At 73.5% G+C, this 24,935-nt stretch carries 17 protein-coding genes; 6 read left to right on the top strand and 11 right to left on the bottom strand.

From position 1 onward, the window contains the following. Window positions 1-11: 11 nt before the first annotated feature. On the bottom strand, window positions 12-434 hold the full coding sequence (locus ABD361_RS18000; RefSeq protein WP_344436388.1) for a hypothetical protein: 423 nt from the start codon (window positions 432-434) through the stop codon (window positions 12-14). Window positions 435-587: 153 nt separating this feature from the next. On the opposite strand from ABD361_RS18000, the gene ABD361_RS17995 reads away from it, so the two are divergent. Then, window positions 588-1,085, top strand: a complete 498-nt coding sequence (locus tag ABD361_RS17995; protein WP_344436387.1) for a hypothetical protein — start codon at window positions 588-590, stop codon at window positions 1,083-1,085. Here ABD361_RS17995 and ABD361_RS17990 read toward each other — a convergent pair. Then, the gene (locus ABD361_RS17990) at window positions 1,033-1,890 is read right to left on the bottom strand and encodes a phosphatidylinositol-specific phospholipase C/glycerophosphodiester phosphodiesterase family protein (protein ID WP_344436386.1); all 858 of its coding nucleotides are present in this window, start codon (window positions 1,888-1,890) and stop codon (window positions 1,033-1,035) included. The genes ABD361_RS17995 and ABD361_RS17990 overlap by 53 nt on opposite strands. A gap of 247 nt (window positions 1,891-2,137) precedes the next feature. Between ABD361_RS17990 and ABD361_RS17985 the strand changes: the two genes are divergently transcribed. The 3 genes from ABD361_RS17985 to ABD361_RS17975 all read left to right on the top strand — a co-directional run bounded on the left by ABD361_RS17985 (window position 2,138) and on the right by ABD361_RS17975 (window position 6,488). Continuing rightward, window positions 2,138-3,334, top strand: a complete 1,197-nt coding sequence (locus ABD361_RS17985) for a phosphodiester glycosidase family protein (protein ID WP_425583243.1) — start codon at window positions 2,138-2,140, stop codon at window positions 3,332-3,334. Between the two features lie 151 nt (window positions 3,335-3,485). After that, on the top strand, window positions 3,486-4,898 hold the full coding sequence (locus ABD361_RS17980; protein WP_344436385.1) for a family 2B encapsulin nanocompartment shell protein: 1,413 nt from the start codon (window positions 3,486-3,488) through the stop codon (window positions 4,896-4,898). A gap of 186 nt (window positions 4,899-5,084) precedes the next feature. After that, the gene (locus ABD361_RS17975; protein ID WP_344436384.1) at window positions 5,085-6,488 is read left to right on the top strand and encodes a family 2B encapsulin nanocompartment shell protein; all 1,404 of its coding nucleotides are present in this window, start codon (window positions 5,085-5,087) and stop codon (window positions 6,486-6,488) included. A 39-nt stretch (window positions 6,489-6,527) separates the two neighbouring features. Here ABD361_RS17975 and ABD361_RS17970 read toward each other — a convergent pair whose 3' ends face one another. Next, the gene (locus ABD361_RS17970; protein ID WP_344436383.1) at window positions 6,528-6,722 is read right to left on the bottom strand and encodes a hypothetical protein; all 195 of its coding nucleotides are present in this window, start codon (window positions 6,720-6,722) and stop codon (window positions 6,528-6,530) included. A gap of 222 nt (window positions 6,723-6,944) precedes the next feature. Between ABD361_RS17970 and lysX the strand changes: the two genes are divergently transcribed. Beyond that, the gene (gene lysX, locus ABD361_RS17965; protein WP_344436382.1) at window positions 6,945-10,307 is read left to right on the top strand and encodes a bifunctional lysylphosphatidylglycerol synthetase/lysine--tRNA ligase LysX; all 3,363 of its coding nucleotides are present in this window, start codon (window positions 6,945-6,947) and stop codon (window positions 10,305-10,307) included. A gap of 119 nt (window positions 10,308-10,426) precedes the next feature. On the opposite strand, the gene ABD361_RS17960 is transcribed toward lysX, so the two are convergent. The 8 genes from ABD361_RS17960 to ABD361_RS17925 all read right to left on the bottom strand — a co-directional run bounded on the left by ABD361_RS17960 (window position 10,427) and on the right by ABD361_RS17925 (window position 23,670). Further along, window positions 10,427-11,290 carry an ABC transporter permease gene (locus tag ABD361_RS17960; RefSeq protein ID WP_344436381.1) on the bottom strand — a complete coding sequence of 288 codons (864 nt, stop codon included), beginning with the start codon at window positions 11,288-11,290 and terminating at the stop codon, window positions 10,427-10,429. Next, window positions 11,287-13,965, bottom strand: a complete 2,679-nt coding sequence (locus ABD361_RS17955) for an alpha/beta fold hydrolase (RefSeq protein ID WP_344436380.1) — start codon at window positions 13,963-13,965, stop codon at window positions 11,287-11,289. Before ABD361_RS17955 ends, ABD361_RS17960 begins: the two co-directional genes overlap by 4 nt. A gap of 189 nt (window positions 13,966-14,154) precedes the next feature. Next, window positions 14,155-17,166: an alpha-mannosidase gene (locus ABD361_RS17950; protein WP_344436378.1), complete on the bottom strand. Its 3,012-nt coding sequence runs from the start codon at window positions 17,164-17,166 to the stop codon at window positions 14,155-14,157. A gap of 41 nt (window positions 17,167-17,207) precedes the next feature. Further along, on the bottom strand, window positions 17,208-19,208 hold the full coding sequence (locus tag ABD361_RS17945; RefSeq protein WP_344436377.1) for an endo-beta-N-acetylglucosaminidase: 2,001 nt from the start codon (window positions 19,206-19,208) through the stop codon (window positions 17,208-17,210). 187 nt (window positions 19,209-19,395) lie between these two features. After that, the gene (locus ABD361_RS17940) at window positions 19,396-20,619 is read right to left on the bottom strand and encodes a glycoside hydrolase 5 family protein (RefSeq protein WP_344436376.1); all 1,224 of its coding nucleotides are present in this window, start codon (window positions 20,617-20,619) and stop codon (window positions 19,396-19,398) included. 20 nt (window positions 20,620-20,639) lie between these two features. Further along, entirely contained in the window at window positions 20,640-21,467 is an 828-nt protein-coding gene (locus ABD361_RS17935; protein ID WP_344436375.1) for a carbohydrate ABC transporter permease, read from the bottom strand. Between the two features lie 2 nt (window positions 21,468-21,469). Beyond that, window positions 21,470-22,363, bottom strand: coding sequence for a carbohydrate ABC transporter permease (locus ABD361_RS17930; RefSeq protein ID WP_344436374.1), 894 nt, complete (start codon window positions 22,361-22,363; stop codon window positions 21,470-21,472). A gap of 8 nt (window positions 22,364-22,371) precedes the next feature. Next, window positions 22,372-23,670: an ABC transporter substrate-binding protein gene (locus ABD361_RS17925; protein ID WP_344436373.1), complete on the bottom strand. Its 1,299-nt coding sequence runs from the start codon at window positions 23,668-23,670 to the stop codon at window positions 22,372-22,374. A 158-nt stretch (window positions 23,671-23,828) separates the two neighbouring features. On the opposite strand from ABD361_RS17925, the gene ABD361_RS17920 reads away from it, so the two are divergent. Continuing rightward, window positions 23,829-24,881, top strand: coding sequence for a LacI family DNA-binding transcriptional regulator (locus ABD361_RS17920; protein WP_344436372.1), 1,053 nt, complete (start codon window positions 23,829-23,831; stop codon window positions 24,879-24,881). The last annotated feature ends 54 nt before the right edge of the window (window positions 24,882-24,935 follow it).

Raw genomic sequence — 24,935 nt, 5'->3', positions numbered from 1 at the left:
CCGGGAAGGCCCTAAAGCCCGAAGACGTCGGTCGGCAGGCCCGAGGGCAGCGCCGACGGGAACGCGGACGGGAAGCCGCTCGGCCACGTGGACGGCAAGCTGCTGGGCAGCTCGCTCGGGAAACCGGACGGCAGTCCGCTCGGCGCCCCGGAGGAGGCGGACGCGCCGGACGGACGGTGGTCCGGCGCGTTCCCGGTCCGGTCGGAAAGGACCTTCACCGCCCCCGCGGCGAGCCCTGCCACCGCCACGAGCGCGACGACGACCAGGGCGACGCGCCGGCCGCCGCCCGGGCGCGGCGGTCCGGGCGGTCCGGCGGGTCCGAAGCCCCCGGGCGCGGGGCCGAAGCCCCCGGGCGGCGGGCCCGGGGGCGGTCCGTACGGAGGTTGCCCGTACGGCGGCCCGTACGGCGGTCCCGGTGGGGGTGGAGTGGCCATGCAGCCAGCGTTCCCCGGGGCGGCCGGGGCAGCAGCGGGATGTGACCGTACCGGTACAGGCTTCGCTCCGGACGTCGACATTCCGCCATTCGCCCGCCCCGGCGCCGCGTGGCGCTACCGGGATAAATATCCGCTAACAGTACGATTCGACGGGTGACTGCCGAGATCACCCAGCTACGGGTCACCGATGCGAAGGCGAGGGCGGCACGCCTCCTGCTGGCGTACCGGCACGGCAACCAGGCGGCGTTCGACGACGCCCTGCCGGCCCAGCCGTCGGCCGAGGAGGCGCGGGAGCTCGTACGCGCGCTCGCCTGGGTCGCCAACGAGGCCGTGCACAAGGCGTACCGGCCCGACGTCGCCGACCGGGTGCTGCGGCACATCGTCCGGCGCGTGCCCGACGAACCGGGCTGGGTGGAGACGGACGAGGAGGCCGCACCGGATGTCGCAGTGCTGCTCGAATCCGTGTGGCGCGGGGACGCCGAGACGGTACGGGACCTGGTGCGCGCCACGCCCGACACCACGTTCGTGCTCGGCAAGCTCGTGCAGGCCGTGGCGCTGCTGCTGCCGTCGGTGCCGGCGCCGGCGATGCGCCGGGTGCTCACCCAGCTGCGCGCAGGAACGCCTCCAGGCCCGCCAGGTCGTCGGTGTTGAGGTAGTCGACGCCGGCGGCGAGCAGTTCCCGCCACAGCGCGTCGCGGGCCGGTCCGGGCGTGTCCGGCGTGGCCCAGAAGCGGACCTTCCGGTGCTCGGCGTGCGCGGCGGCCACGACGCGCCGCAGGGCGGCCCGCTCGCGCTCGGGCATCGTCCCCACGCCCTGCCAGGTGAAGTTCTTCGTCCAGTCGTCGCTGATCAGGGGGATGAAGGAGGCGGGCGGGCCGCCGAGGTCGGTCAGGCGGCCGTCGTAGAAGGCGTACCGCGTCCACTCGCGCTGCATCGGTTCGCGCGCGGCCCGGTCGCCGGAGACCACAGCGGTGACGGCCGCGCGGCGGACGACCGCGCCGGAGGCCGAGCTGAGGATCGCGCGGTAGGGGCGCAGGTGCCTCTCCAGTGCCCGGTAGGTGCTCGCGCCCTCGGTCTTGATGTCGATGAGCAGCTGCAGCGTCAGGTCGTGGCCGCGGTAGACGCGTCCGCCGCCTGCTCTGACGCGGTGCAGGAGCGGCTCCAGGTAGAGGGCTTCGAGGGTGCGTGCGGGGTCGAGGCCGGAGGCATCGTGCGCGACGAGGAGCCGGTCGCCGACGAGCCAGATGTCCGCCTCGACGCTGTTGAAACCGTGGGCGAGCGCGTCGGTCAGCGGGTGGGGGTGGGCGTAGTCGTTGTGGGCATGGGCGTGCGTGAGCGGCGCCCGGGAACACTCCGCGCGCCGTGCGACCGGGACGGCGGCGTACGCCGGACGGGTGAGGGATCCGGCGAGCGCCCCGCCCAGGGACAGGACGACGGCTCGGCGCGTACGCGACATTTGACTGCCTCTCTGCGGGCGGACGGGCGAATAGGTGCAGGCTGCGCGCGCTGTCGCTTGTGAGTATCGAGGCCCGCAGGGCTGTTCGACAGAGGCGGGCGGAGAGTTGCCGGAGCGTATGCCGGTGCTTTTCCCGCCGTTCTACGGGGCATGGATAAGTCCCTTGCTACGTGACCGGGTTGACGAGACCTGCGGGGTGACGGTGGCTGGACGTGGACGCCGCGTACGCGCGGTACTGACGGTGCTGGTGACATGGTTCTCATGGGTCGGAGGGGGCACCGCGCACGCGGGGGCCGGGGAGCCCGCCGTCCCCCTGGTGCTGGAGAAGGCCTCCTCGGTGGCGCCCGGCGTGACCTACCGGGGCTTCAAGGTGCGCGGCGCGCACGGGACGGCGTACGGGCACCTGCTCACCGTCGACCTGCGCAACCGGCGGGTCTCGGTGGACCTGCTGTACCCGGGTGCGGTGGCCGCCCGTGCCCGGGTCTCCCAACTGGCCGACCGCGAGGGTGCGGTGGGCGGGGTCAACGGCGACTTCTTCAACATCGCCGAGGCCCAGCACCCGGGCGTGGACGCCACGGGCGCACCGGTGGGCCCGGCGATCGCGAGCGGACGGGCGCTGAAGGCCGCCGTGCCGGACGGTCAGCGCTTCGGCCCGGCGCTGCCGCGCGGTACGAGCACCGAGGACGTCCTGGCGGTGGGCACCGACGGGGTCGGCAGGCTGGAGGAGCTGGAGCTGGACGGGTCGGTGGAGACCCCCGACGACGATCTCCCGCTCAGCGGCTTCAACCAGTACGCCATCCCCGTCGACGGGATCGGGGCGTTCACCCCGGCCTGGGGCCGGGCCTCGCGGCTGCGGTCGACCTGCGGCACGGACCGCGACCGGGGCGCGCGCTGCGCCCGCGAGACGTACGAGGTGACCGTGCGGGGCGGCAGGGTGTCCCGGACGGCGCGGCGGCCCGGGAGCGGCCCGGTCCCCCGGGGCTCGGTGGTGCTGGTCGGACGCGAGGACGGGGCGCGCGACCTGCGCCGGCTGGAGGTCGGCGACCGGGTGTCGGTGGAGCAGCACCTCAGACCACGCCACGCGGGGGCGCTGCGCTTCGCCATCGGCGGCTTCCCCGTCCTGCGCGACGGCCGGCCGCTGCGGGGCCTGGACGCGACGACGCCGGCGGTGCGCACGGCGGTGGGCCTGGCGGACGACGGGCACCGGCTGTACCTGCTGGCGCTGGACGGCGGCGCGGCCTGGCGGCCGGGCCTGACCGTGGCGGAGCTGGCGCGCACCCTGGACCGGCTGGGGGCGGACGACGCGTTCAACCTCGACGGCGGCGGCTCCTCGACCCTGGTCACCAAGGGCCCGCACGACCGGCACGCCGTGGTGCGCAATCACCCTTCGGGAGGCGCGGAGCGGCCGGTGCCCAATGGGATCGGAGTTTTTGTCCGACGGTGATACCACCGGTCAATCCCATCCTTTTGAGTGATCGCCACTCCACCATCCCACTGCTAGCTTCGCTGGGGGCCCGCGGGAATTTCCCCCCGCGGGCCGGTAACGGTCAGTTCTCTCTTGGCCAGTTCCCGACGGGATGGGTGGGCATTCGCTTATGACGACGTCAGTGGAGACCGGGGCGGGCACGGAGAATCCACCGGACCGGCTGAGTCTGGGTACGGAGGCCGCCCGGAATCTGGCGACCACGACAAAGTCCGTGCCGCAGATGCAGGGCATCACCTCCCGGTGGCTGCTGCGCCTGCTGCCGTGGGTCCAGGTCTCCGGCGGCACCTACCGGGTCAACCGGCGGCTGACGCACACGCTCGGCGACGGCCGGGTGGAGTTCTTCACCACCGGTGCCGAGGTCCGGGTCATCCCGGCGGAGCTCGGCGAGCTGCCGCTGCTGCGCGGCTTCTCGGACGCCGAGGTGCTCCAGACGCTGGCGGACCGCTTCACCCAGCGCGAGTTCGCGCCCGGTGAGCTGGTGGTGGAGGCGGGCCGCCCGGCGGACCAGGTGGTGCTGATCGCCCACGGCAAGACGGAGAAGGTGCACGACGGCGAGTACGGCGAGCCGGCCGTCCTCGGCGTGTTCGCCGACGGCGGCTACTTCGGCGACCAGGCGCTGGCCGCGGGCCGGGAGGGCAACTGGGACTTCAGCGTGCGGGCGGTGACCGCGTGCACGGTGCTGACCCTGCCGCACCAGGCGTTCCACGAGGTGCTGGACGGCTCCCCGGCTCTGCGCTCCCACGTCGAGGCGTACCGGACGCGTACCGCCCGCCCGCACAACGAGCACGGCGAGGCGGCCATCGACGTGGCCTCCGGCCACGTGGGCGAGCCGGCGCTGCCCGGCGTGTTCGCGGACTACGAGCCCTCGCCCCGCGAGTACGGCCTGAGCGTGGCGCAGACGGTGCTGCGGGTGCACACCCGCGTCGCCGACCTCTACAACGAGCCCATGAACCAGCTCGAACAGCAACTCCGCCTGACCATCGAGGCCCTGCGCGAACGCCAGGAACACGAGATGATCAACAACCGCGAGTTCGGGCTCCTGCACAACGCCGACCTCAGCCAGCGCATCCATACCCGCAGCGGCCCACCCACCCCCGACGACCTCGACGAACTGCTGGCGACGGTCTGGAAGGACCCCGGGTTCCTGCTGGCGCACCCGCGCACCATCGCCGCCATCGGCCGCGAGTTCAACCGTCGGGGCGTCTACCCGGACAGCGCCGAGGTCGGCGGGCACAACCTGCCCGCCTGGCGCGGGGTGCCGATCTTTCCCTGCAACAAGATCCCCGTCACCGAGAACGGGGTGAGCTCCATCCTGCTGATGCGCACCGGGGAGGAGTCCCAGGGTGTCGTCGGGCTGCACCGCACCGGAATTCCCGATGAATACCAACCCAGCCTTTCGGTGCGCTTCATGGGAATCAGCGAACAGGCGATCATCTCCTATCTGGTGAGCGCCTACTACTCGGCGGCGGTCCTGGTGCCGGACGCCCTGGGAATTCTCGAGAACGTCGAGATCGGGCACTGACAGCCGCGCAATCCGGTGCCACCGCGACAGCCGGGCGGGCCCATGGTCATGGGCGACAGCCGCCGCCCGGCTCTTGCGGACGCCCCGCCCCGGGGCCGCCCTCGGCAGCGATTTTCTCCGCACGTTTTCCCGCAGCACGTTCCCGCATGTTCCCGCATGTTCCTCACAGATGGGTGATCACCGCACATGACCACATCAGTGGAGCCGGAGCCCACCGACCAGGCGGCGCAGCAGCTGAGCCTGGGGACGGGCGCTGCCCGCCAGCTCGCGACGACGACCAAATCCGTCCCGCAGATGCAGGGGATCTCCTCCCGCTGGCTGCTGCGCGTCCTGCCGTGGGTCCAGGTCTCGGCCGGCACGTACCGCGTCAACCGGCGGCTTACGTACACCGTCGGCAACGGTGTGGTGGAGTTCATCTCCACGGGTTCCGAAGTGCGGGTCATTCCGCCGGAGCTGGGCGAGCTGCCGCTGCTGCGCGACTACCACGATGCGGACGTGCTCGAAGCGCTGGCCGACGCCTTCGTGCAGCGGGAGTACACCGCGGGCCAGACGCTCGTCGAGGCCGGCACGCCCGCCGACGAGGTCTTCCTGATCGCCCACGGCAAGCTCGCCAAGACCGGTCCGGGCAAGTACGGGGACGAGACCTCGCTGGGCACGCTGGCCGACGGCGACTTTTTCGGCGAGCGGGTCCCGCTGGAGCCGGACGGCACCTGGGGCTTCACGGTGCGGGCCCTGACCCGGTGCACCGTCCTGGCCCTGCCGGTACGGGCGTTCCAGGAGCTGGCCGAGCGCTCGGAGTCGCTGCGGGCGCACGTGGCGGACTTCGCCTCCCGGCCCGCGCCGAAGGCCAACAAGCGCGGCGAGGCCGACATCGCCATCACCTCGGGTCACTCCGGGGAGCCGGTCATCCCCGGCACCTTCGTCGACTACGAGCTCAAGCCGCGCGAGTACGAGCTGAGCGTGGCGCAGACGGTGCTGCGGGTGCACACCCGTGTCGCCGACCTCTACAACGAGCCCATGAACCAGCTCGAACAGCAACTCCGCCTGACCATCGAGGCCCTGCGCGAACGCCAGGAACACGAAATGGTCAACAACCGCGAGTTCGGGCTCCTGCACAACGTCGACCTCAGCCAGCGCATCCACACCCGCAGCGGCCCGCCCACCCCCGACGACCTCGACGAGCTGCTCTCCCGGCGCCGCAAGACGCAGTTCTTCCTGGCGCACCCGCGCACGATCGCCGCCTTCGGCCGGGAGTGCAACAGCCGGGGTCTGTACCCGAAGAACATCGAGGTGCTGGGGAGCGCGGTGCGCTCGTGGCGGGGCGTGCCGCTGCTGCCGTGCAACAAGATCCCCATCAGTGAGACGGGTACCAGTTCGATCATCGCCATGCGCACGGGCGAGGAGAACCAGGGCGTCATCGGCCTGCACCAGACCGGGATCCCCGACGAGTACCAGCCCGGCCTGAACGTGCGGTTCATGGGCATCAGCGAGCAGGCGGTCACCTCGTACCTGGTGAGCACCTACTTCTCCGCGGCCGTGCTGGTCCCCGACGCCCTCGGCGTCCTGGAGGACGTCGAGATCGGCCGCTGAGGGGCCGCGCCGCAGCGCCGGGCGCCTGCGGGCGCCCGGTCAGGGCCTGACGCCGCTGACGATTTCGGCAGTGGCGGACAGCCCGTGGGAGATGGTCGGGGCGACGCTCGTGCTGGCGAGCATGAAGCCGAGCAGCACGCAGACCATCGCATGCGAGGCCCGCAGGCCCCCGCTGCGCATGAAGACCACCGACAGGATCAGCAGCAACAGGACCACGGAAATCGAAACGGCCATGGTGGACCTCCTCGGCCAAGCGGCGGTGGACGTGCGCCAGTCTCGCCTATCCCACCGTGGCGGAGCCCTCCGCGGGCATACTCCATTCGGGTGGGAATCAACCGGTTCGGACGTGCGGAACCTCCCCAAATGTCCCAGAGTCGCGGGCATGGTCCACCACGGGACACGATCGGGTGCCGCATTCGGCGGGCGGCGCGCCCCGGACCTGCCTAGGCTGACGGAATGAGCCGCACAGCCGAGGGCCGCACAGCCGACGCGGCGGGCAGGACGGAGGTACGGCAGGGCGCACCGGAGGCCGAACGGGTGACAGGGTGGCACCGCTTCCTGCGGCGGGTGCCCAACGGGTTCGCGATCTTCTTCGGGCTGCTCGGCACGTACTGTGCCGTCACCTCGCTGATCCCGCCCCTGCGCCGGGCGCTCGCGCCGGTCACGCGCGCGCTGGACCTGCTCACCGTGCCCACCGCCGCCAACCTCGCCCTCGCCGTCTTCCTGCTGCTGCTCGCCGCCGCCACGGCCGCGCGCAAGAGGGTCACCCTCTGGTTCGTGCTGGCCTATCTGGCGCTGCTCCTGCTGGCGGACGTGCTGCTGCTGGCGGTCGGCTACTGGGACACCCTGCCCTCGCTCGTGCTGTGCCTGGGGGCCATGGCGCTGCTGGTCCTGGCCCGGCGCGAGTTCTACGCCGCCTCCCGGCGCGGCGCCTTCCTGCGGGCCCTGCTGGTGCTGGTGGCCGGGCTGGTGGTGGCCACCCTGGTGGGCTGGGGCCTGGTCGCGCTGTTCCCCGGGACCCTGGAGCCGGGAGCCGGCAAGCGGCTGCTGTTCGTGGCCAACCGGGTGTGCGGCGGGCTGGTCGGCTCCCGGCACTTCACCGGGCACCCGCCGCACTGGGTCTACTTCCTGCTGGGCCTGTTCGGGGCGCTGGCGCTGCTCAACGCGACGATGGCGCTGTTCCGCTCGCAGCGGCTGGAGGCGGCGCTGCACGGCGACGAGGAGGCGCGCATCCGCGCCCTGCTGCGCCGTTACGGCGCCCGGGACTCGCTCGGCTACTTCGCCACCCGGCGCGACAAGGCCGTCGTCTTCTCCCCCAGCGGCAAGGCCGCCGTCACCTACCGCGTCGAGGCTGGCGTGTGCCTGGCCTCCGGTGATCCGCTGGGCGACCCCGAGGCGTGGGACCCGGCCATCAGGGCCTGGCTGGAGGTGGCGGGGCGCTACGGCTGGCAGCCGGCCGTCATGGGCGCCGGCGAGGAGGGGGCCCGGGCGTACGCGCGGGCCGGGCTGGGTGCGCTGCAACTGGGCGACGAGGCGATCCTGCAGGTCGCCACGTTCGACCTGGAGGGCCGGGAGATGCGGGTGACCCGGCAGGCCGTCCACCGCGTCGAGCGCACGGGTGCCACCGTGCGCGTCAGGCGCCACTTCGAGCTGAGCGACGAGGAGATGGAGGAGGTCATCCGGCGGGCCGACGCCTGGCGGGACACCGAGACCGAGCGCGGCTTCTCCATGGCGCTGGGCCGCCTCGGCGACCCGGCCGACGGCGACTGCCTGCTGGTGGAGGCCCTGGACGCCGACGGGACGATGATCGCGCTGCTGTCCTTCGTGCCGTGGGGGCCGGACGGCATCTCGCTGGACCTGATGCGCCGGGACCGGGCCGCGCCCAACGGCGTCATGGAGTTCATGGTCGCCCAGTTGTGCACCCGGGCGGGCCGCTTCGGCGTCAAGCGGATCTCGCTGAACTTCGCCGTCTTCCGCTCGGCGTTCGAGGAGGGGGCCCGCATCGGTGCGGGCCCGGTGCTGCGCCTGTGGCGCAAGCTGCTGCTGTTCTTCTCCAAGTGGTGGCAGCTGGAGGCCCTGTACCGCTCGAACGTCAAGTACAACCCGGAGTGGCACCCCCGCTTCCTGTGCTACGCCGACGCCGGCGCCCTGGCCCGCATCGGCCTGGCGGCCGGCATCGCCGAGGGCTTCGTGGCCGTCCCGAGCCTGGGCAAGCTGTGGCGGCGCGGCCGGGCCCGTGGCCTGTCCCGCCCGGCCTCCACCGCCGGTCTGCCCTCGCTGACCGAGCTGGGCCTGGCCGAGGGCGAGGAGGCCGGCGCGGCCGTGGACGAACTGGCCGGCCTGCCCGAGCAGGTGCGGGTGCGCCGGCGCAAGCTGGAGAGGCTGCGCGCGGCCGGCGTGGACCCCTACCCCGTGGACGCCCGGCGCACCCACACCTGTGCGCAGGTCCGTCAGGCCGCCGCCGGCCTCGCACCGGGCTCGCGCACCGGTGAGCGCGCCACGGTGACCGGGCGCGTCATGCTCGTGCGCGACCACGGCGGCATCGCCTTCGCCGTCCTGCGCGACTGGTCCGGGGACGTGCAGCTGGCCTTCACCCGCGACGGCTCGGGCGAGGAGCTGCTCGGGCGCTTCACCACGCACGTCGACCTCGGCGACCACCTGGAGGCCGAGGGCGTGGGCGGCACCAGCGACCGCGGCGAGCCGACGCTCTTCGTCACCCGAGCCCGGCTCGTCGCCAAGTGCCTGCGCCCCCTGCCCGACAAGCGCCGCGGCCTCGCCGACCCCGAGGCCAGGGTGCGCATGCGGTACGTGGACCTGGCCGTCTCGCCGGAGGCACGCCGGACGCTGCGGGCCCGCAGCGCCGTGGCCCAGGCGCTGCGCCAGGGGCTGCTGGACCGCGGCTTCCTGGAGGTGGAGACGCCGATGCTGCAGCAGATCCATGGCGGTGCCAACGCCCGGCCGTTCACCACCCACATCAACGCCTACGACCTCGACCTGTACCTGCGCATCGCCCCCGAGCTGTACCTCAAGCGCCTGTGCGTGGGCGGGCTGGAGAAGGTCTTCGAGCTGGGGCGCACCTTCCGCAACGAGGGCGTGTCCTACAAGCACAACCCCGAGTTCACGATGCTGGAGGCCTACCAGGGCTGCGCCGACTACGACGTGATGCTGGAGCTGACCCGGGAGCTGATCCAGCAGGCCGCCGTGGCCGCCCACGGCTCGGCGATCGCGGTGCGCACGGACGAGGACGGCAAGCGCACCGAGTACGACATCTCCGGTACGTGGCCGGTCAAGACGGTCTACGGCGCGCTGTCGGAGGCGCTGGGCGAGGAGATCGGCGCCGACACCACGATCGAGGCGCTGCGCGCGTACTGCGCCGCCACCGGCACCCCGCACCGGCCGGAGGACGGCCACGGCGACATCGTGCTGGAGCTGTACGAGCGGCTGGTGGAGGAGCGCACGACGCTGCCGGTGTTCTACAAGGACTTCCCCACCGACGTCTCGCCCCTCACCCGCCCCCACCGGTCCGATCCCCGGGTGGCCGAGCGCTGGGACCTGGTGGCCTTCGGCACCGAGCTGGGCACGGCGTACTCCGAGCTGATCGACCCCGTCGAGCAGCGCCGCCGGCTGACGGCGCAGTCGCTGCGGGCGGCCGGTGGCGATCCGGAGGCCATGGAGCTGGACGAGGACTTCCTGCGCGCGCTGGAGTACGCGATGCCGCCGACGGGCGGGCTGGGCATCGGTGTCGACCGGCTGGTGATGTTCCTGACCGGCCTGTCGATCCGCGAGACCCTGCCCTTCCCGCTGGTGCGGCACCGCTGAGAGCGCCGGCGGTCCAGGGCTGTCCGGCGGATCTTCGTCGTCGGCTGCGGGCCGCCGGTGGCCGATCGCGCAGTTCCCCGCGCCCCTTACGGGGCGCTGCGCGGTTCGCCGGACAGGTCCTACGAGACGACGTCCTTGCGGCCGAAGTGGCGGAAGGCGAGGGCGATCAGGACGACCGCGTAGCCGGTGGAGACGGCCGTGCCCTTGATCATGCCGGCGAGTTCGGCGTGCGGCTGCAGGACGTCCGCCCAGGCGTACTGCCAGTGCGCCGGCAGCACCTCGCGCCAGTCGCCGAGCGCGGTGACGGCGTCCAGGACGTTGCCGACGATGGTCAGCCCCAGGGCGCCGCCGACCGCGCCCAGCGGCGCGTCGGTCACGGTGGACAGCCAGAACGCCAGCGCCGCGGTGACCAGCTGGCCGACGAAGACGTACGCCACCGCCAGGGCGAGGCGGCCCGTGGCCGTCGCCGCGTCCAGGGAGCCGCCGGTGGGGATGCGCAGCGGGCCCCAGCCGTAGGCGGCCGTGCCCGCGGCCAGGGCCACGGCCGGCAGCAGCACGATCGCCGCGGCGCTGAAGGCCAGGGCCACCGTCAGCTTGCTCAGCAGCAGCCGGGCCCGGGGCACGGGCGCGGCCAGCAGGTAGCGCAGGGAGGACCAGCTCGCCTCCGAGGCCACCGCGTCGCCGCAGAACAGTGCGACCGGCACCACCAGCAGGAAGCCGGCCGAGACGAACAGCGCGGTCGCCGCGAAGTTCAGCCCGGAGGCGGTGGCGGTGTCCATCAGCGTCACCCGCCCGTCGCGGCCCCGCCCGTCGCCGCCGACGGCGAAGGCGGCGATGAGGACGAACGGCAGCACCGCCAGCAGGGCGCCCATCACCACCGTGCGCCGTCGCCGCAGCTGCCGGGCCGCCTCCACGCGCAGCGGCAGGGTGTGCCGGGCGCGGTAGCCGGGTGCGGCAGTCGTGGACTGCGCCGCCGTGCTCATGCCGATCCTCCGATCAGGGTCAGGAACGCGTCCTCCAGCCGCCGGTGGGGCCCGGCGCTGGAGACGGGGATCTCCAGCCGCACCAGTTCGGCGAGCAGTGCGGACGCGCTCGCGCCGTCCAGCCGCACCAGCAGCCCCTCGTCGGTGCGCACCGCCGAGGCCACGCCGGGCAGGGCGGCCACCTTCTCCGTCGTGACGTCGGACAGCCGGCCGTCGACCCCGACGAGCAGGGTGTCACCGGAGCCGACGATGTCGGCCACCGGGCCCGCCGCGACGAGCCGGCCGCGGTCCATGACCACCAGGTGCGTGCACGACTGCTCCACCTCGGCCAGGAGGTGGCTGGAGACGATGACGGTCCGGCCGGCGGCGGCGTAACGGATCATCACCTCGCGCATCTCGCGGATCTGGGGCGGGTCCAGGCCGTTGGCCGGTTCGTCCAGGATCAGCAGGTCGGGCAGGCCGAGCATGGCCTGGGCGATCGCCAGGCGCTGCCGCATGCCCTGGGAGTAGGTGCGCACCGGCCGCTCCAGCGCCGGGCCCAGGTCCGCGATCTCCAGGGCCTCGTCCAGGTGGGCGTCCTCGGCGGGCCGGCCGGTGGCCCGCCAGTACAGGTCGAGGTTGGCCCGCCCCGACAGGTGCGGCAGGAAGCCCGCGCCCTCGACGAAGGCGCCGACGCGCGAGAGCACGGGCGAGCCCGGCCGCACGGCCCGGCCGAAGACGCGGATCTCGCCGGCGTCCGGCCGGATCAGGCCCATGAGCATGCGCAGCGTCGTCGTCTTGCCGGCGCCGTTCGGGCCCAGCAGGCCGAGCACCTGGCCGCGCTCGACGCGGAAGGACAGATCCCGCACGGCGTACCGGTCGGCGCTTCCCGCGTACCGCTTGCTCAAGTCCGTGATCTGCAGCGGTACGTCGGCCAGTGCCGGGTCGGCGGGCGGCGCGGAGGATCGGCGGCGGCCGGTGAAGAGGATCGCGGCAGCGACGAGAAGGCCGCCGGCCGGCAGCCCCCACGTCCACCACGGCAGCCCGGAGGAACCGGTCCGCACGCCCGGCGCGGTCGGCACGCTCAGGTCCGGCCCGGTGAGGGAGACGGTGTACGTGGCCGGGGCGGCCGGCGAGGCGTAGCCCAGGTCGGTGGCGGCGAGCACCAGCCGCATGCGGTGGCCCGCCTCGAAGGTGTGGTCGATCGCGGGCAGCCGCAGCCGCACCTCCCTGCCGTCCTTGGCGTCGCTCACCCGCACCGGCGTCACCAGCTGCCCCGGCAGCACCTGGCGGCCGTCCGGGCCGACGTCGTAGACCTTGGCGAAGAGGACCGCCTCGCCGGTGTCCGACGCCACGCGCACGGTCGCGGTGGGCGTGCCGGTGACGTGCACGCCCTCGGTCAGCGGCGCCGAGTCGAAGCGGGCGTGCTGGCCGGGGAAGTCCAGGGAGAAGCCGATGCCGGCGCCGGCGCCCAGGGACTGCAGCCCGGCCGCGGCGCCCAGGCCCGGTACGGCGGACAGGGCCGGGGGCGCCGCCCCCGCCGGGTTGCCGAACGCCTGCCGGTCGCCCGACAGGCGCACCGTACGGGTGCCGTCGCGCAGCCCCGGGTAGGCGTCCGCGGTTGCCGCCCGCAACCGGGCCCGGCCGTCAGTGGTGTCGACGCCACCGGTACGGCTGATGCGGAAGGCCGGGCCGGTGGACGCGCCGGAGTCGTTTTTGAGGTAGCGGTCGAACCAGGACCGGGTCCGCCCCGCGATGCGGTCGGTCTCGTCGCCGGTGCCGCTGTCGTGACCGCCGGCGATCCAGTCGACCGCGACCGGCGCGCCGTTGCGGCGGATCGCGGCGGCGGCCGCGTCGGACTGGTCGAGCGGGAAGAGGGAGTCGCTCTGCCCCTGCACCAGGAGGGTGGGGACCTTGATGCGGTCCGCGACGGCGGAGGGGCTGCGGCGCTCAAGGAGTTCACGGGCGGCGGCGTCGGGCCGGCCCGCGACGGCCACGCGCTCGTACATCCGGCACAGGTCGGCCTCGAAGCGGCCGCAGCCGTGGCCCGCGGAGCGGCCCGCCCCTGCCGGTTCCGTGGTTCCCGTGGTGAAGAAGATGCCGGTCCACAACTTCTTGAAGACGTCGCCGGGGAAGAGGGAGTCGGCCAGATTCCAGTAGGTGATCTGCGGGGCGATGGCGTCGACCCGCTTGTCGTGGCCGGCGGCGAGCAGGGCGATCGCCCCGCCGTACGAGCCGCCGGCGATGCCGGCGCGCGGGTCCCCGGGGGCGTCCAGCCGCACCTCGGGGCGGCGGGCCAGCCAGTCCAGGAGCCGGCTGACGTCGGCGACCTCGTGGTCGGGGTCGTTCAGGCCGATACGGCCGGTGGAACGGCCGAATCCGCGGGCCGACCACGTCAGCACCGCGTAGCCCGAGCGGGCCAGGTCCTCGGCCTGGGCCCGCATGTCGTCCTTGCTGCCGCCGAAACCGTGCGCGAGAAGCACGGCGGGACGGGGGTGGCCGGTGGCCGGGCCGGTCGTGAAGAACGACATGTCGATGCGGGCGTCCGGGACGCTCAGCATGCGGTCCTCGCGGTGGACGGGCGGATCGCCGCCGGCGGCGGTGGCCGCCACGGTCCAGGTGCCGGCGCCCAGCAGGGCGACGGCGGCGGCCGCGGCCGCCAGCCGCCGGCGCAGGCGCGGGAGTCGCAGCTTCATGTTCGAATGCTAAGCGGACCGCCCGCCCAGGTCGGGTTTGCCCCCGCCCCGCCCTTTCACCGTTTCCCGGGGCTGCGCCCCGGACCCCGGGGCCGGTTGCTGCCCGGTGGGCCGGTTTGTGCCCACCCGTTCCGCCCTGCGGAACGATTGCCCACAAACCTGCAGGCGCCGACCCGGAGGGCTGGGGGCTCAGCCGCGCGACAAGCGCAACGTCACGATTTCGAAGGGGCGCAGGGGGAGGGCGGATCCGAGGTCGAACGGCCTCTGCGGGCGTTCCAGGAGGTCGCAGTGGGATGCCCGCGTCACGGGGAAGTCCGCCGTCAGGTGGGGGCGGGCGCGGCCGCCGCGGGATTCGTAGAGGCGTACCACCACGTCCCCGCTCCCGTCGTCCGCCATCTTCACCGCCGAGACCACGACCGCGTCGTCGTCCACCGTCACCAGGGGGGCGACGCCCCGGGCGCTGCCCGGCACGTGCCGTTCCGGCAGGTTGATGCGGTGCCCCTCGCGTACCGCGTCGCCCACCGTCGCCGCCGGGACGAGGGCGTAGCGGAAGCGGTGGGGGCCCTGGTCGGTGCGGGGGTCGGGGAAGCGGGGGGCGCGCAGGAGGGAGAGGCGGACGGTGGTCGTGGTGCCGGTGTCCTCCTCGCGGACGGTGCGGGTCACGTCGTAGCCGTAGGTCGAGTCGTTGACCAGGGCGACGCCCCAGCCCGGTTCCTCCAGGTGGACGAACCGGTGGGCGCATGCCTCGAACTTCGCGGCGTCCCAGCTGGTGTTGGTGTGGGTGGGCCGGTACAGGTGGCCGAACTGCGTCTCGGCCGCGATCCGCTCGGCGTGGACGTCCAGCGGGAAGGCGGCCTTGAGGAACTTCTCCGTCTCGTGCCAGTCGACGTCCGTGGCGATGTCCACCCTGCGCTCCCCCGCGGGCAGCGTGATGTGCTGCTCGGCGCGGGAGGAGCCGAAGGTGCGCACGACGCGTACGCCGTCGTCGCCCGCCGCCTCGACGAGGTCGGCGCCGGTGAGGTCGGTGACCGTGTTGCGGTAGAAGTGGTCGACGTCCCAGGCGTCCCACATGGCGGGGAAGTCCTGGTGCAGCTGCAGGAGGTTCGCCGCGGCGCCGGGTGCCAGCGTCTCGCGGTCCGCCGCGGGGTCGTGGACCGAGACGATCAGCCCGCGTCCGTCGACCTCGATGCGCAGCAGTCCGTTGTCCAGGACGAATCCGCCGCCCTCGCGCGGCCGTACGCCGGTCGGCGCGCCGTCCGGCGCGGCCGCGGGGGCCGCGCCGCCCGCCGGCACCCCGGCACGGGCGTGGGGGGCCGCGTTGAAGACGAGGGCGTGGCCGCCGGCGGGGTCGCCCGCCAGGGCGGTGAGGGCCTCGCCGATCAGCGCCTCCAGTTCGGCGGCGACCTGCGCGTACGTCCGGACGGCCTCGCGGTGCACCCAGGCGATGGACGTCCCGGGCAGGATGTCGTGGAACTGGTGCAGCAGGACGGTCTTCCACAGCCGGTCCAGCGCCTCGTGCGGGTACGGCAGGCCGGTGCGCACGGCCGCCGTGGCCGACCACAGCTCCGCCTCGCGCAGGAGGTGCTCGCAGCGCCGGTTGCCCTGTTTGGTGCGGGCCTGGCTGGTGAGCGTGGCCCGGTGCAGCTCCAGGTACAGCTCGCCGGCCCACACGGGCGCGTCCGGGTACTCGGCGTGGGCCTTCTCGAAGAAGGCCGACGGCTTCTCGAAGCGCACCCGGGCGGAGCCCTCCAGATCCGCGAGCCGCTTGGCCCGGGCCACCATCTCCCGGGTCGTGCCCCCGCCGCCGTCGCCCCAGCCGGTGGGGGCGAGCGAGCGCGTGGCCCGGCCCTTCTCCTGGAAGTTGCGCACCGCGTGGGCGAGCTCCTGGCCCGAGAGCTGGGAGTTGTAGGTGTCGATCGGCGGGAAGTGGGTGAAGACGCGGGTGCCGTCGATGCCCTCCCACCAGAAGGTGTGGTGGGGGAACTTGTTCGTCCGGCTCCAGGAGATCTTCTGGGTGAGGAACCACCTGGCCCCGGCCAGCCGCACCAGCTGCGGCAGGGCAGCGGAGTAGCCGAAGGAGTCCGGCAGCCACACCTCCTCCGTCTCGATGCCGAACTCCTCCAGGAAGAACCGCTTGCCGTGCACGAACTGCCGGGCCAGCGCCTCCGCTCCCGGCATGTTCGTGTCGGATTCCACCCACATGCCGCCCACGGGGACGAAGCGGCCGTCCGCGACGGCCTTCTTCACCCGCGCGTACACCTCCGGCCGGTGCTCCTTGATCCAGGCGAACTGCTGGGCCTGCGACATGGCGTAGACGAAGTCGGGCTCGTCCTCCAGCAGCGCGGTCATGTTCGCGGTCGTACGGGCGACCTTGCGCACCGTCTCGCGCAGCGGCCACAGCCATGCCGAGTCGATGTGCGCGTGCCCGACCGCGCTGAGGCGGTGGGCGGAGGCGTGGGCGGGCGCGGACAGCACGCCCCGCAGCGCCTCGCGCGCCCGCTCGGCCGTGCCGCCCACGTCCTGCAGGTCGAGGGCGTCCAGGGCGCGTTCGACGGCCCGCAGCACCTCCCAGCGCCGCGCCCCCTCCACGGGCAGCTCGGCCATGAGCTGCCCCAGCACCTCCAGGTCCTGCACCAGCTCCCACACCGTGCGGTCGAGGACGGCCAGGTCCATGCGGGCCAGCCGGTAGCGCGGGGCGTCGCCGGCGGTGGTGCGGTCGCCGAGCTCGGTGGGCACGAAGGGGTGGTAGTCGAGGATCACCGGGTTGGCGGCGGCCTCGACGTGCAGGACGACCGCCTCCCCGCCGGTGGCGCTGTCACTGACGCGCACCCAGTGGTTGCGGGGGCTGAGCCCCTTCACGGGCGATCCGTCGGGGCGGTACACCAGCCCCTCGCACTGGAAGCCGGGCATGTTCTCGTCGAAGCCGAGGTCGAGCAGGGCCTCGACGGTGCGGCCCGCCCACTCCTGGGGGACCGTGCCCGTGACGGTGAACCAGCTCGTGCCCCACGGCGGCCCCCACGGCGCGCCGACCTCGATCGGGGTGCCGGCGGCCGCGAGGCCCTTGGCGACGGGCACCGGTTCCCCGGGGGCGTGCCACACGGAGACGGCCAGCGGCACCGACTGCGGGTACACGGCCGGCCGGATCCGCTCGTCCAGGACGCGCTTGAGGCGGGCTTCGGTGACGGTGCGGTCGTCGTGCATCGGCGATTCCTCCCGGTACCGGTCGGGTGACTACCAGGTCACTACCAGTGGAACGTGACGGGCGCGGGCGCCGACGCGGTGTACAGCTCGTCCACGGCACGCACCTCCAGGCAGGTGGCCGGCTCGCCGGCCGTCCGGCTCAGCACCGGAACGTAGTAGGCATGCCCACACGTGCCGCCCAGGAAGCGGCGTTCACCGCCGGGCAGCACCTGGTGCACCTCGTAGTGGCGCGGCCGCCCGGCGCCCCGCCGCGGCGCGGGCGGACCCCACGCCAGCCGCAGCGCCGCCGTGCCGTCCGCGGCGGTCGACGACGCGGTCACGGCCGGTGCCGTGGGCGGGCGGGGTGCGGGCGGCGTGCCGTCGTGCAGGGCGAGCTCCCCCAGCCGCCAGCGCACCGGACCGCCGTCCGGCGCGGCCAGCCGGATCCCCAGGGCGTACGCCGTGCCCCCGGACCGGCCGCGCAGCAGCGCCCCCAGGCGCACGGAGGCGGTGGTCCAGCCCGTGCCGCCGCCCGCCGGGAGGGTGGCCACGGGGACGTACGTGAACGGGTACGGCTGTTCCTCGGCGAGGGCGACCGCCAGCTCCACGCGCACCGCCCCCGACCCCGGGTCGGTGCGGTGGGCGAGCTCGGCCACGGTCGCCTCCGTCAGGGGCAGGCGCGCGGCGTACAGCTCCGTCGTTGCGGGCGCGCCGGAGCCGGTGACCAGGAGGCTGCTGCCGCCGCGCCAGGCGTCGGCGAAGTCGAAGCCGACGTCCGGTCGGGCGCCGTCGGTGCGGATCACCCAGCGGCGGCCGGGGAGGCGGTCCTGCAGGCCGAGGTGGTTCCAGGCGGCGGTGGACGTGACGCGGCCGCGCTCGTACCAGGCCAGGCCGTGACCGGTGTTGAAGGTCGTGGCGAAGGGGAGGGCCGTGAGGGTGGAGCGGTCCGCGACGAAGGCCGCCGGCGGCCGCCACGTCCCCGGCCCGGGCGCGGGCCGCGCCGGATCGAGGGCCGCGCCGGACCAGAAGCGGTCGTCGCGCCGGTGGAAGGCCGCCGGGGCGCGCTCGCCGGCGGGCGCGGCCTTCCACGTCCACTCGGGTCGGTAGAACCCCACGGAGGTCAGGGGCGGGCCGTCGGGCGGCAGGAGCGCCTCCCAGTCCACGCGGGTGTCCCAGCCGCGCGCCTCCACGTCGACGCCGGCCCACAGCTCGTACGGGTCGCGGCCCAGGCCGCGGGCGAGACCGGCGGAGGAGACCAGGCCGGGACGGTTCCAGCCGAAGTTGAGGAACATGCTGTCGGCGGCGCGGAAGAAGGGGGCGTTGTTGTCGTTGAGCTCGTTCTGCCAGGCGATGTCGCCGGAGACCGCCATCGCGTCGTACCAGGTCACCCGCAAGGGGTGACCGTGATCGCGGAGGAAGGCGACGAAGTCGCGCATGTCCGCGGCGAGGGCGGCGTCGCCGCCGCCGGTCTCGGCGTTGAGGAACCAGCCGTCGAAGCCGTACTCCCGGGCGACGGTGAGGAGTTTGCCGGCGACGGGGAAGTCTCCGTCGGTGCCGCGCCGGAGGAGGTCGCGCGTCCAGCGCAATTGGCCGCCGTAGGCGGCGGGTGGCAGGAAGACGGTGCCGAGTACGGGCACGCCGTTGCGGTGCGCGGCGTCGATCACGGGCGCGGTCGGGGCCAGGATGAGGCCCTCGCCCGCCGAGCCGCCCCAGAAGACGAGCTCGTCCAGGTACGCCCAGTGGGTCAGCGCGTAATGATCGGCGGTGGGCGAGCCCTGGGAGGGGTTGCCGGAGGTCGGGGCGAAGGAGACGAGTGCGCTGATGCGGGCGCGGTGGGCGTGAGCCATGGGGTTGGGCGGTGGTGGGGTGAAGCGGGAGGCCAGGGGGACGGTGGCGCGGTTGAAGGGGAGGTCGGGGTCGGTGCGGGGGTCCCAGGAGAGGAGGGTGTCGGGGAACCAGAAGGAGGCGTGGGGCTGCAGGTCGGGGGCCGCCGGGGCGGGACGGAGTGCGGTGAGGGCTGCGGCGGCGGCTGCGGTGAGGACGGTGCGGCGGGTGGGTCTCATGCGGCTCCTTTGTGGTGCGGGTGGGGGCGCCTGCGGCGGGCTGGTCCCCAGCCCCGCCCTTTCACCGTTTCCCGGGGGCTCCGCCCCCGGACCCCCGGACCGCGCTCCGCGCGGTGTCCTCAAACGCCGGACGGGCTGAATGGTGCACCTGGTTGTGCCCACCGGGCAGCAACCACCCCCGGCAACGTCACAGGCTCACCACCTCCTCGATGCCACGGGCGGCCAAGTACCCGGCTTCATCCGCCCGTTGCGCCAGCACCACCGCCGGGCGCCGGCCCCGCGCAGCGAGCCGCATCCACGCCTCGAAGAACGCACCGCCCGGTGCGCACGTCGCCCTGCCCGGGGCCGTCGTCGGGTCGCCCGCGTCGAGGGCGAGGGCCATGGTGCGGGGGCGCGGGGCCGGGGTGCCGCGGGAGTCGCGGATGCAGCGGGCGAGCGCCCGTCCCACCGGTTTGGGGCGGCGGTCGTTCGTCAGGAGGCCGAGGCCGTATTCGAGTGCGGGGAAGTCCGCGAGCCGCCGGTCGACGTCGTGGGAGCACCACCACGTGATGCCCCAGACGTCGGGGCAGTCCAGGACGGCCTCGACGGTCGTCTCCGTGAAGGCCGGTGCCTGTTCGGGCGGTACGTGGGGGGCGGGGGCGCCGACTTCCTGGAGCCAGACGGGGCGGGTGGGGTCGTCGGCCCAGGCCTTGGAAAGTTCGACGAGGTAGGCGGCGTGGAGTCCGGTGGCGGCGCCGGCGGGGCCGTAGCGCTGGGCGGTGCCGTTGAAGACCCAGGAGTGGACGGCCGTCCGGGCGCCGAGGCGGGCGGAGTGGGCGGGGGTGAAGGGGTGCGTGCCGTCGTACCAGGCGATGTCGTAGGAGGCGTGGAGGTGGGCGCGTCCGGGGGCGCCGGCCTCGCAGGCGGCGAGCATGCGGCGCAGCCAGCGTTCGGCGTCGGGCGGTCGGAGGGGGTCGGGGTCGGGGTGGGGAGGTGCGGAGAACTGGTTGGTCTCGTTGCCGACGGTCAGGCCCAGGAAGTGGGGCCGGTCGGCGAGGGTGGTGGCGAGGGCGTGGAGGTAGGCGGCCTGGGCGGCGGTGACGTCGGGGTCGGTGAAGAGGTTGCGGCGGTGCCAGGTGGTGGTCCAGGCGGGGAGGAAGTCGAAGCTGGAGAGGTGTCCTTGGAGGCCGTCGACGGCGACGTCGAGGCCGCGTTCGCCGGCGGCGTCGACGAGCTGGGCGAGCTGGTCGAGGGCGCGCGGGCGGACGAGGGTGCGGTTGGGCTGGAAGAGGGGCCACAGGGGGAAGATGCGGATGTGGTCGAGTTCCAGGAAGGCGAGGGAGTCGAGGTCGGCGCGGATCTCGTCGAGGTCGAAGTCGAGCCAGTGGTGGAACCATCCGCGGGTGGGGGCGTAGTTGACGCCGAATCGCATGGTGTGTGCCGTCCCTTCGGCTAGCCCTTGACGGCGCCCTCCCCGACGCCTCGGAAGAAGTACCGCTGCAGGCAGGCGAACATCACGACGAGCGGGGCGACGGCGATGACGGTTCCGGCGGCGACCAGGCGCGGGTTCTGCGTGAAGGTGCCGTGCAGGAAGTTCAGGCCGACGGTGAGGGTGAAGTGCCGGGGATCGGACAGGACGATCAGTGGCCACAGGAAGTCGTCCCAGGCGCCCATGAAGGAGAAGATGGCGACGACGGCGAGCGTGCCGCGCACGGCGGGCAGGCCGATGCGGGTGAAGCGCTGCCAGACGGTGGCGCCGTCGATGACGGCGGCTTCCTCCAGTTCGCGGGGGACGGCGGCGAAGGCGCCTCGCATGAGCAGGACGTTGAGGGCGCCGATGGAGCCGGGCAGGACGACGGCGGTGAGGGTGTTGTTCAGGTGCAGTTGCCGCATCAGGGTGAACTGGGCGATGACGACGGACTCCACGGGTACCAGCAGGGCGGCGACGAACACCAGCGTGGCGGCCCGGCGTCCGGCAAAGCGCAGCCGGGCCAGGGCGTAGCCGGCGAGGGAGGCGCCGGTGACGTTGGTGACGACGGAGGCGAGGGCAACCTTGAGGGAGTTCAGGGCGTAGTCCCACACGGGGATGATGTCCGCGACCTCGGCGTAGTTGTGGGTGGTGGGGTGGCGGGGCATCAAACGCGGCGGGGTGGTGTAGATGTCCTCGGTGGTGCCCTTGAAGGAGGTGGACAGCTGCCACAGGAAGGGGCCGACGGACAGGGCCAGGACGGCCAGCATCAGGGTGTAGCGCAGGACTTTCTCCCAGGTGGGGGTGCGCATCGTCAGGCGTCCTCCTTCCGGTCGGCGCGCAGGACGAGCAGCATGAGCAGCAGTGCGACGGCGAAGACGACGAGGGAGAGGGCGGAGGCGTAGCCCAGGCGGCCGTTCAGTCCGGTGCCGGTGCGCTGGACGAGCATCACGAGGGTGGTGTCCTGGCCGGCCGGGCCACCGGTGGGGCCGGCCAGGAGGAAGACCTCGGAGAAGACCTTGAAGGCTGAGACCGACGACAGGGCCGCGACCAGCACCATGGTGGGGCGTACGGCCGGGACGGTGACGCTGACGAAGCGGCGCAGGGCGCCGGCACCGTCGACGGCGGCGGCCTCGTGGAGTTCGCGGGGAACGTTGGCGAGGGCGGCGAGGTAGATGACCATGTAATAGCCCAGGCCCTTCCACACGGTCAGGGCCATGGCACTGGCCAGCAGCAGCCAGGCATCGCCGAGGAAGGGGACGGGGCCGGCGCCGAGGGTGTGCAGGATGCCGTTGACCAGGCCGCGGTCGTCGAGGATCCAGGACCAGATGAGGGCGGCGGCGACCACGGAGGCGACGACGGGGGTGTAGAAGGCGGAGCGGAAGAAGGTGACGCCGGGCAGCTGCTTGTGGACCAGGAGGGCGAGCAGCAGCGGCAGGACGACGGTGAACGGTACGACCAGGACGACGTAGAGGGTGCTGTTGCGCAGGGCCGTCCAGAACTGTTCGTCGTCCGCCATCGCGCGGAAGTTCGCGAGGCCCACCCAGTGGCCGGGGCTCAGGGTACGGGCGTCGGTGAAGGCGCTGCGGACGGTGGCCAGGAAGGGGTGGAGGCCGAAGGCGGTGACGACGGCGAGGCCGGGCAGCAGGAACAGCCAGGGGCTCGTGGCGCGGTGCGTGCGGACGCGGGCGGGTCGGCGGCGCGGCATGGGCGGGGTCAGTCCTGGCGCAGGAGCTGGTTGCTGCGGACGACGGCGTCGTCGAGGGCCTGCCGGGGGGACTTGCTGCCTTGGAGCGCCTTGGCGACCTCGTTCTTCAGGACGGTCTTCATCTCGTCGCTCATCACCACGGGCGTGTAGTTGACGGCGCCCTTGAGCATGCGGGCGGAGGCGACGCGGACGCGTCCTTCGTCGGTGCCGTCGTCGCGGGTCCAGTAGGGGCCGTCGAGGGAGCCCTTGGTGCTGGGGAAGACGGCGACGCGGTGGGCGAAGGCCTCCTGGTTCCTGCGGTCGGTGACGAAGTGGGCGAAGGCGATGGCGGCGGCCTTGTGCGGGCTGCGCCGGCCGACGGCCAGGCCCATCACGTACATGTTGGGTCGGCCGGTGTTGTTGGGCGCGTCGGTGATGCCGAGTTCGTGGTAGAGGGTGGGCGCGTCCTTCTTGAAGGTGTCGAGGTCGTGGGCGCTGCCGGGATTCATGGCGACTTTTCGTTCCAGGAATTTCTGGCCCGATTTCTCGGGGGTGTTGGTCAGCGCCTGCGGGTCGAGTCCGCCGTGGTCGTAGAGCTGTTTGTAGCGGGTGAGCAGTTCGACGCCCTTGGGTTCGTTGTAGGTGAACTTCGTGGCGTCGGCGTTCATCAGGCGCACGCCGTAGCGGCCGAAGTCCTCGACGGAAGGGGTGCCGGCGAGGGTGGCGGTGCGGCCGCCGGAGGCGCGGGCGATGGTCTCGGCGGCGGCGAAGAGGTCGTCGTAGGTCTTCGGTGGCTTCTCCGGGTCGAGTCCGGCGTCCTTGAAGAGTTTCTTGTTGTAGAAGAGCGGCCCGGTGTTGAGGTACCAGGGGAAGGAGTAGGAACCTCCCAGCCCGGGCAGGGTGTTGCCCTGCCACGCCTCCGGCGTGTACTCGTCCTTGTAGCGGGCGGCGGCCTTCTCCTTGTCCAGGTCGACCAGCAGCCCGGCCCTGGCCAGGGGGTAGGAGAGGTCGGGCGAGACGTTGACGACGTCGGGCAGGGTGCCGGCCGCGGCGTCGGCGCCGAGCTTGTCGGCGTAGTGCTCGGCCGGCTGGTCGAGCCACGTCACCTTCACGTCCGGGTACTGCTTCTCGAAGTCGCGGACGAGGCCCTCGAAATAGTCCTTGTACTTGGCCCGCAGGTTCCAGGTCTGGAAGGTGATGCGGCCTTCGGGCTTTCCGTCCGCCGGGGTGTCCGCGGCCTCGTCGCCGCCGGTGCCGCAGCCGGTGAGCGCGAGGGCCGCGGCGAGCAGGAAAGCGGTGGCCGCGGTGGTTCTGTGCTGAGCGGGCATGGCCGGCGAGCTCCTTCGGTCGGGCCGGGTGGTGCCGGTGGGCCGGGCGGAGACTGCACAAGGATTCGGGCAGCACAAAACCTGCACCCGCAAAGGGAGTTGCGTCAATACTGCCGCCGGTACTGCCGCTGCACGCTAATGCGCTTTAGTGTGGGGACATGCGCCGACTGCCGGCCCGCCGCCCGACGATGAAGGACGTCGCCCGGCGTGCGGGGGTCTCCGAGAGCGCGGTGTCCTTCGCGCTCAACGGCCGCCCGGGCGTCTCCGCGGCGACGCGCGAGCGCGTGCTGCGGGTGGCGCAGCAGCTGGGCTGGCGGCCCAGCGCCGCCGCCCGGGCCCTGTCGGGCGAGGGCTCGGCCACCGTGGGGCTGGTGCTGGCGCGGCCGGCCCGCACCCTGGGCGTCGAGTCGTTCTTCCTCGGCCTGGTCTCGGGCGTGCAGGAGGTGCTGGCCGCCCGCGGGCTGGGGCTGCTGTTCCAGGTGGTGGAGGACGTGGCCGCCGAGTGCGCGGTGCACCGGCGGTGGTGGGCCGAGCACCGGGTCGACGGCCTGCTGGTGGTCGACCCCCGCGAGCGCGACCCGCGGCCGGCGCTGCTGGCCGAACTGGGCCTGCCGGCCGTACTCGTCGGCGCGCCCGGCCGTGACGCGGCGCCGCCGGGTGCGCCGGTGACCGTGCTGCGCTCGGACGACGCCGCGGCCATGGCCTCGGTCGTGGAGCACCTGTGCGCGCTGGGGCACCGGCGCATCGTGCACGTCGCCGGGCCGCCGGAGCTCGCGCACACCCGGGCCCGCATCGCCTCCCTGCGGACGGAGGCCGCGGCGCGCGACCTGCCGGAGGTCGCGTCCCTGACCACCGACTACTCCGACGCCCAGGGAGCGGAGGTCACCCGGCGCCTGCTGGCCTCGGCGCACCCGCCGACCGCGCTCGTCTACGACAACGACGTGATGGCGGTGGCGGGCCTGGCGGTCGCCGCCGCCCGCGGCGTGCCGGTGCCGGCCGGGTTGTCGGTGGTGGCGTGGGAGGACTCGGTGCTGTGCCGCACCGCCCACCCACCGCTGACCGCGCTCGCCCGCGACCCGGCCGCGTTCGGCCGCGTCGCGGCCGGGCTGCTCCTGCCCCTGCTCGACGGCGCCGCGCCGGCCGACGTCCCGGCCGCGCTCCCCCGCCTGCTGGTGCGCCGCAGCACGGGCCGGGCGTACGGGGCCCCGTAAGGGGCGCGGGCAGTGTCGATGTGCGGCTCCGCCGCGTGGGCGCGATCAGCCACG

Origin of the sequence: Streptomyces luteosporeus (genome assembly GCF_039532865.1) — a bacterium.
Classification (GTDB): domain Bacteria; phylum Actinomycetota; class Actinomycetes; order Streptomycetales; family Streptomycetaceae; genus Streptomyces; species Streptomyces luteosporeus.
Note: the sequence above shows the minus strand (reverse complement) of the source record. Positions and strands in the feature narration are given on the sequence as shown.

Coding starts and splice junctions, on each gene's coding strand:
- ABD361_RS17950 (WP_344436378.1), bottom strand. CDS start 17,166: ATGCACGACGACCGCACCGTCACCGAAGCCCGCCTCAAGCGCGTCCTG.
- ABD361_RS18000 (WP_344436388.1), bottom strand. CDS start 434: ATGGCCACTCCACCCCCACCGGGACCGCCGTACGGGCCGCCGTACGGG.
- ABD361_RS17960 (WP_344436381.1), bottom strand. CDS start 11,290: ATGAGCACGGCGGCGCAGTCCACGACTGCCGCACCCGGCTACCGCGCC.
- ABD361_RS17935 (WP_344436375.1), bottom strand. CDS start 21,467: ATGCGCACCCCCACCTGGGAGAAAGTCCTGCGCTACACCCTGATGCTG.
- ABD361_RS17955 (WP_344436380.1), bottom strand. CDS start 13,965: ATGAAGCTGCGACTCCCGCGCCTGCGCCGGCGGCTGGCGGCCGCGGCC.
- ABD361_RS17980 (WP_344436385.1), top strand. CDS start 3,486: ATGACGACGTCAGTGGAGACCGGGGCGGGCACGGAGAATCCACCGGAC.
- ABD361_RS17940 (WP_344436376.1), bottom strand. CDS start 20,619: ATGCGATTCGGCGTCAACTACGCCCCCACCCGCGGATGGTTCCACCAC.
- ABD361_RS17970 (WP_344436383.1), bottom strand. CDS start 6,722: ATGGCCGTTTCGATTTCCGTGGTCCTGTTGCTGCTGATCCTGTCGGTG.
- ABD361_RS17930 (WP_344436374.1), bottom strand. CDS start 22,363: ATGCCGCGCCGCCGACCCGCCCGCGTCCGCACGCACCGCGCCACGAGC.
- lysX (WP_344436382.1), top strand. CDS start 6,945: ATGAGCCGCACAGCCGAGGGCCGCACAGCCGACGCGGCGGGCAGGACG.
- ABD361_RS17945 (WP_344436377.1), bottom strand. CDS start 19,208: ATGAGACCCACCCGCCGCACCGTCCTCACCGCAGCCGCCGCCGCAGCC.
- ABD361_RS17990 (WP_344436386.1), bottom strand. CDS start 1,890: ATGTCGCGTACGCGCCGAGCCGTCGTCCTGTCCCTGGGCGGGGCGCTC.
- ABD361_RS17925 (WP_344436373.1), bottom strand. CDS start 23,670: ATGCCCGCTCAGCACAGAACCACCGCGGCCACCGCTTTCCTGCTCGCC.
- ABD361_RS17975 (WP_344436384.1), top strand. CDS start 5,085: ATGACCACATCAGTGGAGCCGGAGCCCACCGACCAGGCGGCGCAGCAG.
- ABD361_RS17920 (WP_344436372.1), top strand. CDS start 23,829: ATGCGCCGACTGCCGGCCCGCCGCCCGACGATGAAGGACGTCGCCCGG.